This window comes from Pseudomonas sp. ICMP 8385 (assembly GCF_002699915.1).
Classification (GTDB): Bacteria; Pseudomonadota; Gammaproteobacteria; order Pseudomonadales; family Pseudomonadaceae; genus Aquipseudomonas; species Aquipseudomonas gessardii.
Genome location: NZ_LKBY01000151.1, coordinates 1 through 10734, shown reverse-complemented (window position 1 = coordinate 10734; position 10734 = coordinate 1). Strand labels below are relative to the sequence as shown.

At 61.0% G+C, this 10734-nt stretch carries 10 protein-coding genes; 9 read left to right on the top strand and 1 reads right to left on the bottom strand.

Annotation, left to right across the window (positions count from 1 at the left end; translation table 11 throughout):
• The first annotated feature begins 506 nt into the window (after positions 1–506).
• The 6 genes from AO268_RS29690 to pdxR all read left to right on the top strand — a co-directional run bounded on the left by AO268_RS29690 (position 507) and on the right by pdxR (position 6131).
• On the top strand, positions 507–1001 hold the full coding sequence (locus AO268_RS29690) for a DUF4822 domain-containing protein (RefSeq protein ID WP_076963976.1): 495 nt from the start codon (positions 507–509) through the stop codon (positions 999–1001).
• A 54-nt stretch (positions 1002–1055) separates the two neighbouring features.
• Positions 1056–1475 (top strand): hypothetical protein, encoded by a 420-nt coding sequence (locus AO268_RS29685; protein WP_076963975.1) that lies wholly within the window; start codon positions 1056–1058, stop codon positions 1473–1475.
• A gap of 157 nt (positions 1476–1632) precedes the next feature.
• Positions 1633–2586, top strand: a complete 954-nt coding sequence (locus AO268_RS29680; protein ID WP_099170718.1) for a 2-hydroxyacid dehydrogenase — start codon at positions 1633–1635, stop codon at positions 2584–2586.
• A gap of 129 nt (positions 2587–2715) precedes the next feature.
• Positions 2716–3783 carry a phosphotransferase family protein gene (locus AO268_RS29675; RefSeq protein ID WP_099170717.1) on the top strand — a complete coding sequence of 356 codons (1068 nt, stop codon included), beginning with the start codon at positions 2716–2718 and terminating at the stop codon, positions 3781–3783.
• A 17-nt stretch (positions 3784–3800) separates the two neighbouring features.
• Positions 3801–4568: an SDR family oxidoreductase gene (locus AO268_RS29670; protein ID WP_099170716.1), complete on the top strand. Its 768-nt coding sequence runs from the start codon at positions 3801–3803 to the stop codon at positions 4566–4568.
• Between the two features lie 129 nt (positions 4569–4697).
• Positions 4698–6131, top strand: coding sequence for a MocR-like pyridoxine biosynthesis transcription factor PdxR (gene pdxR, locus AO268_RS29665; RefSeq protein WP_099170715.1), 1434 nt, complete (start codon positions 4698–4700; stop codon positions 6129–6131).
• A gap of 8 nt (positions 6132–6139) precedes the next feature.
• On the opposite strand, the gene AO268_RS29660 is transcribed toward pdxR, so the two are convergent.
• Positions 6140–6769, bottom strand: a complete 630-nt coding sequence (locus AO268_RS29660) for a DNA-3-methyladenine glycosylase I (protein ID WP_076963970.1) — start codon at positions 6767–6769, stop codon at positions 6140–6142.
• 232 nt (positions 6770–7001) lie between these two features.
• Between AO268_RS29660 and AO268_RS29655 the strand changes: the two genes are divergently transcribed.
• The 3 genes from AO268_RS29655 to AO268_RS29645 all read left to right on the top strand — a co-directional run bounded on the left by AO268_RS29655 (position 7002) and on the right by AO268_RS29645 (position 9790).
• Positions 7002–8312 (top strand): C4-dicarboxylate transporter DctA, encoded by a 1311-nt coding sequence (locus tag AO268_RS29655; RefSeq protein WP_076963969.1) that lies wholly within the window; start codon positions 7002–7004, stop codon positions 8310–8312.
• An 83-nt stretch (positions 8313–8395) separates the two neighbouring features.
• The gene (locus tag AO268_RS29650; RefSeq protein ID WP_076963968.1) at positions 8396–9097 is read left to right on the top strand and encodes a FadR/GntR family transcriptional regulator; all 702 of its coding nucleotides are present in this window, start codon (positions 8396–8398) and stop codon (positions 9095–9097) included.
• A gap of 15 nt (positions 9098–9112) precedes the next feature.
• Positions 9113–9790: a GntR family transcriptional regulator gene (locus AO268_RS29645; protein WP_099170714.1), complete on the top strand. Its 678-nt coding sequence runs from the start codon at positions 9113–9115 to the stop codon at positions 9788–9790.
• The last annotated feature ends 944 nt before the right edge of the window (positions 9791–10734 follow it).

Sequence of the window (10734 nt, the reverse complement as noted above, 5' to 3'; positions counted from 1 at the left end):
CTCGTCGAATTGATTGTTTTTTGATCATTTGGCGAGTTTAAAAGTTGCGCTAGGTGGTATGCCGGGGAAATACATGGCTACTTCAGACCATCCTTAACGGCATTGAATATGCTGCCGCGCCCAAGCCTCGCAACACCATGATCCCCACGCCGCGAATCGGCTAAGGGTTTGCAATCTACCCAGGGCACGGATCTATTGCGCTATAGATTCGTCGCCCTCTGCCCATGCCTTAAAGGCCAATCAGCCAACAATCGAAACTCAAACAAGAGGTTTATAAATATTTAAACCACGTAAGCTCATTCGCCTTAATTGTAGGAATTAACCTACACCCTCCAAAAACCTCATACTCAACATTAAAATTATCTTTTAACTTATTACCACTGGATTTGTTACAAACATATACCCAGGTATTGATAGCGCTTCTCATCAGACCTATATTTCCCCCGCTGCCCATGCAGGCAACAACAAGAACAAAAACCAATAAAATTCCATACCGGAGTTATTTGATGCGTAAATACAATGCTGTTTTTGCAGGCCTGTTTCTCGCGGGATTGCTCAGCCCGCTTACCAGCCAGGCACAATGGGCAACGTCCGATATCCGCGCATTGGCCTCCTCCCCTCAGTGGTTGACCACCAAGGTCTATATCGAGGGCGCCCCCCACGTAGACGTCAAGGACAAGTACCCGGGGGTGGTGGGCATCTCCATGTGGGACCCGGAGCGCAATCGCTATGAGTTCTTCTATGCCGACACGGGGCTGTCAAAGTATGAGCATGGCGGCGGCGGTTATTTCCTGGTCACGGGCGACCGGAAAAACCATATCCTGGTGCCCGACAAAGGCCCGATCAGAAGCGTGGTGCGCCGACTGGAGGTCTTGAACAACGAAGAGTTCACCTACTCGCGGGAGGTTCCTCGCGACATGCTCGAAACCAATGAAACCGTGCGTATCTATGTTGTTCACGCGCCTTACAAAGGGCCGATCAAAACCTCCACTTCCCACTAACTTTTATTAACACCCCATACAACATTCATAAAACCAACAAAAAGACGCCCGCCTATGAAAACCCAACTCAAGTCTTTACTGATATCTACCGTATGGTTATCCGCCCTTATTTCGAGCGGTGCCGGTGCACAGCCGATAGCCAAGGAACCTGTTGCCACTCCCGACAACGCAGTCATGCTGACCGTATTTCTAAAACATGATCAGTCCCGCCCATTAAGCGAACTAAGGGCACAACTTGCCAAACAGGAATTCTATAAAGTATTTCCACCGGCAGGGGTAGAGGTTGTCAGTTGGAACATCACCATGGGTATCGGACAAGTCATCGTCCTGCGCCTGCCTGCCTCTCGCCTGTCAGCGGTCAACCTGGCATTGGAAAACACCGCATGGGGAACCTACAGGACCGAGTTTTTCCCGACCTATGATTTCAAGGAAATCGCCCAGGCAGAACAGAACAAGGTGCGACAGGCCCAATAACGCCCGCGTCGATGCCCAGCGTCTTCAGCCTGCGCAGACGCTGGCATCCCCCACGCCAAGGCCTTCCGTCCGGGGAGGATCTTTCACCCGCAGGCATTTCGCACGCCAGAAAATGCCGCATAATCCAGGTATCAAACCCCACAACAAGAGCCGCCCCATGCCCGCCACTGTTCTGGTCCTGGTTGAAACCATCAATGACTACCTGCCGATCATCGAAAGCAATGGCTTTCATGTAATCCTGGCCCCAACGCCCGCCGAGCGCAGCCAGGCTATCAAGACCCATGGCGCGCGGATCCAGGCCGTGCTGACCCGTGGCCCGTTGGGCTTGTACGCCGAAGAGATCGCCGCCCTGCCCTTGCTGGAAATCATCTGCGTGATCGGCGCGGGCTATGAGCAGGTCGACCTGCAGGCCGCCAGCAATCGTGGGATCGTGGTGACCAACGGTGCCGGGGTCAATGCGCCGTCGGTGGCGGATCACGCCATGGCGCTGCTGCTGTCGATGGTGCGTGACATTCCCCAGGCCGATGCCGCGGTTCGACGCAGCGAATGGCCCAAGGTCATGCGCCCGTCCCTGTCCGGCAAACACCTGGGCATCCTCGGCCTGGGCGCGGTCGGCCTGGCGATCGCCAGGCGCGCGGCGCTGGGGTTTGACATGCAAGTCAGCTACCACAGCCGCCAACCCCGTAGCGATGTGGACTACACCTACTGCGCCACCCCGGTGGAGCTGGCCCGCACCTCGGATTTCCTGGTCATTGCCACCCCCGGCGGCCCTGGCACCCGTCACCTGATCGACCGCCAGGCCCTGGATGCCCTGGGCCCCAACGGTTTTTTGGTGAACATCGCCCGTGGCAGCGTGATCGTTACCGCCGACCTGATCAGCGCCCTCGAACAACGGCGCATTGGCGGGGCGGCGCTGGATGTGTTCGATGATGAGCCCAACGTGCCCGACGCCCTCAAGCGGCTCTGCAACACCGTACTCACCCCCCATGTGGCCGGGCTGTCACCGGAAGCGGCCCACGACACCGTGCAACGGGTGGCGGACAACCTGCTCGCCTACTTCGCCGGGCGCCCGGTACTCACACCGGTCGCCTTGCCTGCGCCCGAAAAATGACCGATCAGGCACGCTGATTGTCGTCCAACACGCTAGCCTATTAAGCCGTCACAGCCTTGTGGCGGGTTGGCTGTGCGCATTAGATTAGCCAATAGTCCAAGGCCTCAAGAATAAGCAGAAGGGATAAGCATGGCGCTCAATGACCAATCCACCCAGATCCGCCCCGGCGAAGAACTGGATGCCAGCCTCATCGACCCCTACCTCAAGGCCCATATCCCTGGCCTGAGTGGCAGCGCCAAAATCAGCCAGTTCCCGGGCGGTGCCTCCAACCTGACCTACCTGCTGGAATACCCCGAACAGGAATTCGTCCTGCGCCGCCCGCCCTTTGGCCACAAGGCCAAGTCGGCCCATGACATGGGCCGGGAATTTCGCATCCTCAACCAGCTCAAGGATGGCTTCCCCTACTGCCCCAAGGCCTACGTGCACTGCACCGACGAATCGGTGATCGGCGCCGAGTTCTATGTGATGGAGCGGGTCAAGGGCATCATCCTGCGCTCGGACCTGCCGCCGGAGCTGGGCCTGGACGCCACGCGCACCGAAGCCTTGTGCAAGAGCTTTATCGACAAGTTCGTCGAGCTGCACCAGGTGGACTACACCGCCTGCGGCCTGGCCGACCTGGGCAAGCCCGAAGGCTACGTGGCGCGGCAGATCCGCGGCTGGAGCGATCGCTACGAAAAGGCCCTGACCCCCGATGCCCCGAAATGGGCAGCCGTGCGCGCCTGGCTCAACGACAAGATGCCCGCCGACCACCCCACGTCCAGCATCGTGCACAACGACTATCGCTTCGACAATGTGATCCTCGACCCCGACAACCCGATGCAAATCATCGGCGTGCTGGATTGGGAACTGACCACCCTGGGCGACCCGCTGATGGACCTGGGCAACAGCCTCGCCTACTGGATCGAAGCCGCCGACCCCGCGCCCGTGCAACTGATGCGCCGCCAGCCGAGCAATGCCCCCGGCATGCTCACCCGCCGTCAGTTTGTCGACTATTACGCCGAGCGCTCAGGCATCCAGATCGACAATTTCGACTTCTATTACACCTACGGCCTGTTCCGCCTGGCCGGTATCGTGCAGCAGATCTACTACCGCTTCTACCATGGCCAGACCCAGGACAAACGCTTCGCGCAGTTCATTCACATGAACGCGCTGCTGGAGCAGATGAGCCTGAAGGTCATCCACCAATCCACGCTCTGACCCGACAAGGAACCACCATGTCCAAGACCCACCTGTTCGACCTCGACGGCAAGATCGCTTTTGTCTCCGGCGCCAGCCGTGGCATTGGTGAGGCCATTGCCAAGCTGCTGGCCCAGCAAGGCGCCCATGTGATTGTGTCGAGCCGCAAGATCGACGGCTGCCAGCCTGTGGCCGACGCGATCATCGCCGCTGGCGGCAAGGCCACGGCCATTGCCTGCCATATCGGCGAGATGACGCAGATCAATGAGGTGTTTGCCGGCATTCGCCAGCAGTTCGGGCGCCTGGACATCCTGGTCAACAACGCCGCCACCAACCCACAGTTCTGCAACGTACTGGACACCGACCTCGGCGCCTTCCAGAAAACCGTCGACGTGAACATCCGCGGCTACTTCTTCATGTCGGTGGAAGCCGGCAAGCTGATGCGGGAAAACGGCGGCGGCAGCATCATCAACGTAGCCTCGATCAACGGCATTTCTCCAGGGCACTTCCAGGGCATCTACTCGGTGACCAAGGCCGCCGTGATCAATATGACCAAGGTGTTTGCCAAGGAATGCGCGCCATTCGGCATCCGCTGCAACGCCCTGCTGCCGGGCCTGACCGACACTAAGTTCGCCTCGGCGCTGGTGAAGAACGAATCGATCCTGAACATGGCCCTGGCCCAAATCCCCCTCAAGCGCGTAGCCGACCCCAGCGAAATGGCCGGCGCAGTGCTATACCTGGCCAGCGATGCCTCAACCTATACCACCGGCGTTTCGCTGAATGTGGACGGTGGTTTCCTCTCCTGACCCCACCTCACTGTGGGAGCGGGTCAGTTGATGGTTTTTTGACTGATACACCGCTATCGCGAGCAAGCCCGCTCCCACAGCCTTTACATGCGAGTAACCTTGGCAGGATTGACCGCCACGGGACGAAACATGGAACTGCACATCGTCATCCAGGGCCGCAAGGACCTGGCCGAACAGCTTTACCAGCAACTGCACGACGCCATTGACTCAGGGCGCCTGGCCGCCGGCGCGCAATTACCCCCCAGCCGCTTGCTGGCCGAGCAACTGGGCGTGTCGCGCAAGACTGTATCCGACACCTACACCACCCTGATCTATGAAGGCCTGCTGATCGGCAAGATCGGCCGCGGAACGTTCGTCAACACCCATATGCCACGCACCCAGGGCCTGCAAAGTGCAGCCGACCTGGCCTGCGCCGCCAACCTCGCCAAGTGGCAGGCACTGCCCTCGCCCATGCGCCATCCAACGCGGGACAGCCTCTTGCGTTGCGAATTCATCGGCGGCGCCACCACCCGTAGCCTGTTCCCCCAGGACGAATGGCGGCGCTGTACCCAGGACGCCCTGCGCCGCATCGCCCGCAACAGTGGGTTCTATGGCCAGCCCGAAGGGCTGCCGGCCTTGCGCCATGGGATTGCCGGGCACATCGCGTTTTCCCGTGGGGTCAACTGCCGGGATGACGACATTGTGGTGTGCAACGGTGCGCAACAGGCCCTGGACCTGATCGCCCGCGTGGTGCTGGAACCCGGCAGCATCGTGGCCATGGAAGACCCCGGCTACGCCCCCGCACGCTTGATGTTTGAAGCCATGGGCGCCACGGTGGCCGGCGTGCCGCTGGACGACCAGGGGATCCAGGTCGCGTTGATTCCCGAGGGCACACGGCTGATCTACGTCACCCCCTCCCACCAGTTCCCCCTGGGCATCCCGATGAGCCTGCCGCGTCGCGTCGCCCTGCTGGAACGTGCACTGGCGCTGGGCGCGATTGTGATCGAGGACGACTACGACAGTGAGTTCCGCTATGAAGGCCGCCCCACCGACGCCCTGCAAAGCATGGACACCCGGGGCATCGTCGCCTATGTCGGGACCTTCTCCAAGACCCTGCTGCCCGAGCTGCGCCTGGGCTATGCGGTGCTACCCCCGGCCATCCGCGGGGCAGTGCTCAAGGCCAAGCAATTGAGCGACCAGCACACCTCGACACTGCCGCAATGGGCCCTGGCCAAGTTCATCAGCGAAGGCTACCTGCTCAAGCATATCCGGCGTTGTCACGCCGTCTACACCACCCGCCGCGAGCGCATCCTCAGCCGCCTGGCCGGCGACCTGTCGCCCTGGTTCGAGGCCGTGCCCAGCGTGGCCGGGTTCCACCTGGCGGCGCTGTGCAAAGTGCCCGTAAATATCCCCTTGCTGATCGAACGGGCGCGCCAGGTGGAAGTCGGGCTGTATCCACTGGATGTGTTTTTCCATGAGTCGCCGGTGCGCAGTGGCCTGATCATCGGCTTCGGCGCCATCGAAACCCTGGATATCGACCCGTCCCTGGACAAGGTGCGCGATATTCTGCAGCAGATGGGCTGAGGAAGCGTTCAGGGGCGCTTGAAGTGACGCCGCAGGTCCTCAATTTGCGGCCGACAGAGGCAACCTTCAAGATGGTCATTGACCATCCCCATCGCCTGCATGAACGCATACATCGTCGTCGGCCCGACAAAGGTCCAACCGCGCTTTTTCAAGGCCTTGGACAGGCGCACCGAGGCCGGCGATGTCGGGTTACCCGTCCAATAGGCCAGATCCACCACGGCCGGACGCTCGCCGGCCGCCGGCTCGAACGCCCACAGCCACGCCGCCAGCGAGCCGTGTTCATCCACCAGCTCACAGGCCCGGCGCGCATTGTTGATGGTCGAGACGATTTTCGCCCGATTGCGCACAATCTCCGGGTCGGCCATCAAGCGCTGGATATCCTCCTCGGTGTACTGCGCCACCCGGCGAAAATCAAAGCCGGCAAACGCCCGGCGAAAATGCTCGCGCTTACGCAGGATGGTGATCCACGCCAGACCGGCCTGGAAGCCCTCCAGGCAGATCTTCTCGTACAGCGCACGATCATCGGCAACCGGCACGCCCCACTCGTGATCGTGGTAATCGGGGTACTCGGCAGCAGCCGTACGCCATGTACAACGGGTCAGCCCCGCTTCATCGGTTGTCAGTCCTGGCTTATCCATGCATCACCTCAGCGGCCAAGCCGGGGATGATAAGCGAAAAATTTTACAAGCCGCCAACCGCTCAAGCATCACGCTTACCGAGCAACTGGTAAGACCGGAAGGCATAAACACCCCCGCAGCCCCTTGTAGTTTGCAAAAACACAAGCGTAGACTGGCCACGCACTGGACTTACCGGTAAGACCACAACAATTAAGCCCTGGACCCACCAGGGCACCGAATAGAGATCCTCCCCATGCTCAGATGGTGCTCGCGTTCGATTTTCCTGCAAGTCGTCATAGGTCTGATGCTCGGCATCGCTTGCGGCTTGGCCCTTCCCGAATTCTCCTCACAGCTCAAACCCCTGGGTGACGGCTTTATCAAGCTGATCAAGATGCTGATCGGCCTGATCGTGTTCTGCGTGGTGGTCAGCGGCATTTCCGGTGCCGGCGACCTAAAGAAAGTCGGGCGCATCGGCCTCAAGTCGGTGATCTACTTTGAAATCCTCACCACCATCGCCCTGGTCCTCGGGCTGGTGCTGGCCTTCAGTACCGGGATCGGCAGCGGCGCCAATATCCACCTGGAGCAGCTGTCTTCCGCCGGCCTCAATGAACTGGCGGATCGCGGCCAGCATATCAAGGGCACCAGCCAGTTCCTGATGGACCTGATCCCCAACTCGGTGATCGGCGCGTTTGCCGACAACAACGTGTTGCAGGTGCTGCTGTTCTCGGTGCTGTTTGGCAGCGCGCTGAACCTGGTGGGGGAAGCGGCCTCGGGCATTTCGCGACTGATCAACGAACTGAGCCATGTGATCTTCCGCATCATGGGCATGATTGTGCGCCTGGCGCCCATCGGGGTCTTCGGCGCCATCGCGTTTACCACCAGCACCTACGGCCTGGATTCGCTGCAGCACCTGGGCAGCCTGGTGGGCTTGTTCTACCTGACCTGCATGGCCTTCGTCGCGCTGATCCTGGGCACGGTGATGCGCCTGTCGGGCCTGCGCATGCTGCCTTTGCTCAAATACCTGCGTGAAGAGCTGCTGATCGTGATGGGCACCGCCTCGTCCGATGCGGTGTTGCCACAGATCATGCGTAAACTGGAGCACCTGGGCATCGGCAGTTCCACCGTCGGCCTGGTGATCCCCACCGGCTACTCGTTCAACCTCGATGGTTTCTCGATCTACCTGACCCTGGCCATTGTGTTTATCGCCAACGCTACCGGTACGCCGTTGTCGATGACCGACCTGTTGACCATCCTGCTGGTGTCGCTGATCACCTCCAAGGGCGCCCACGGCATACCGGGCTCGGCCCTGGTGATTCTGGCCGCCACCCTGACCGCCATCCCCGCCATCCCGGTGGTGGGCCTGGTGCTGGTACTGGCGGTGGACTGGTTCATGGGGATTGGCCGCGCGATGACCAACCTGATCGGCAACTGCGTCGCCACCGTGGCCATTGCCCGCTGGGAAAAGGACATTGATATCGAGCGGGCCAACAAGGTGCTCGACGGGCAGCAAGGGTATGCGTTCCAGGCCAAGAAGCCGGTGTTGCCGGCGCACCAGGAGTTCTGAGCAGCAACACAAATAGAATGTGGGAGTGGGCTTGCTCCCACATTTAAGCATCGCCAGTTTCAATAAAGTAAGGAGTCCACGGCGTGATCAGCACCTCAACCGTCGTCAATTCAGTCGTAGAAAAACTGCGCGCCGCCCTGGCCCGAGGTCAATGGCGGCGTGGCGAAATGCTGCCCGGCCAGCGCGAACTGGCGGAACAACTGGGCATCAGCCGCCCCAGCCTGCGTGAAGCGGTGATCGTCCTGGAAACCCTCGGCCTGGTGCGCTCGATGCCCGGCAAAGGCGTGGTCGTGCTGGAGACCCACGTCAACGAACCCCAGGCCCATGACGCCGTGGCCGATGCCAGCCTCGCCGATATCCTGCAACTGCGCTACACCCTGGAGCCGTTTATCGTCGGCCTGGTGGCCCAGTCCATCACCAGCAAAGAGATCGGCCAACTGCGCCTGACCCTGATGGACATGCGCGAAGCCCTGGAGGCCCACGACAGTGAGGCGGGGATGAACGCCTACATCGCCTTCCACGAAGAACTGTTCGCCCTGACCTCCAACCCGATCTTCCAGAACGTGGTGCAGCAGACCAGCAATGCCCTCAAGCAAAGCGCCCAGGTGTTGCGCAACTCCCCCGAACACCTGGCCGAGCGCCTGCAGGAAAACGAAGCCGTGGTGCGCGCGATCCGCAATAAGAACAGCGCCCTGGCCAGCGCCGAAATGCGCCGCCATATCCTCAACGAAGGCCAGCGCATGGGCACGGCCCTGAACATTCCCGACGACCATCTCGGCAACTGACCCTGGAGACCGGCCATGAGCGCTCACGCCCTGCAACGCCCTATCGTTGTCACCGCCCCGCCCGCCATGCGCCTGGTGCCCGGCAAGCGGCCGTCGGTGGACGACCTTTACCCACGGCTGTTCGATGCCATCCTCGAACAACGCATCGTGCCCACCAGCCGTTTTACCGAAGAAGGCCTGGCCCAAGCGTTTGGCGTCAGCCGCAGCGTGCTGCGCCGGGTCCTGGCGCGCCTGGCCGAGCAGCAGGTGATCATCCTGCGCCCCAACCTGCGCGCCCAGGTGGCGGCACCGGATGCCGAGCAGGTGCAACATATCCTGGAGGCGCGGCGCTTGATGGAAGTGAGCGTGGTGCAATTGGCGTGCGTACAGGCCACCCCCGGGCAGGTGCGGCGTTTGCGTGAGCTGCTGGCCCGCCAGCGGGCGAGCGTCGAGCAGGGCCAGCAAGGTGCGGCCATTCGCCTATGTGGCGAGTTTCATCTGTTGCTGGCGACCCTTGCGGGCAACCGGCCATTGGCGCAGTTTCTCAATAGCCTGGTGCCGTTGACCTCGCTGGTCATTGCCCGACAAGGGGCGTTCACCGGCGCCTGGCTTGAGCAGGCAGAGATTGTCGAAGCGGTGGAGCGACGGGATGCGAGTACGGCAGCATGCTTGATGACCCGGCATCTGGATCATCTGCAAGCAAAACTCGCGTAAGCCCATAGAGATTAAAATGTGGGAGCTGGCTTGCCTGCGATGGCGCTGGGTCAGCCGCCAGAAACAGTGACGGGACTGCCGCTATCGCGAGCAAGCCCGCTCCCACATGGGATCTCACTGGGGCAGAGAATTTTGGCCCCACCACAGATCAAATGTGGGAGCTGGCTTGCCTGCGATGGCGGTGGGTCAGCCGCCAGAAACAGTGACGGGGCTGGCGCTATCGTGGGCAAGCCCGCTCCCACAGGGGATCTCACAGGGGCAGAGAATTTTGGCCCCACCACAAATCAAATGTGGGAGCTGGCTTGCCTGCGATGGCGCTGGGTCAGCCGCCAGCAACAGTGACTGGACTGCCGCTATCGCGGGCAAGCCAGCTCCCACAGGTGATCTCACTGGGGCAGAGAATTTTGGCCCCACCACAGATCAAATGTGGGAGCTGGCTTGCCTGCGATGGCGGTGGGTCAGTCGCCAGCAACAATGACTGGACTGCCGCTATCGCGAGCAAGCCCGCTCCCACAGGGGATCTCACTGGGGCAGAGAATTTTGGCCCCACCACAGATCAAATGTGGGAGCTGGCTTGCCTGCGATAACGGTGGGTCAGCCGCCAGCAACAATGACTGGGCTGGCGCTATCGCGAGCAAGCCCGCTCCCACAGGGGATCTCACTGGGGCAGAGAATTTTGGCTCCACCACAGATCAAATGTGGGAGCTGGCTTGCCTGCGATGGCGGTGGGTCAGTCGCCAGAAATGTTGGCTGGGCTGGCGCTATCGCGAGCAAGCCCGCTCCCACAGGGATCTCACTGGGGCAGAGAATTTTGGCTCCACCACAGATCAAATGTGGGAGCTGGCTTGCCTGCGATGGCGGTGGGTCAGTCGCCAGAAATGTTGGCTGGGCTGGCGCTATCGCGAGCAAGCCCGCTCCCACAGGGGATCTCACTGGGGCAGAGA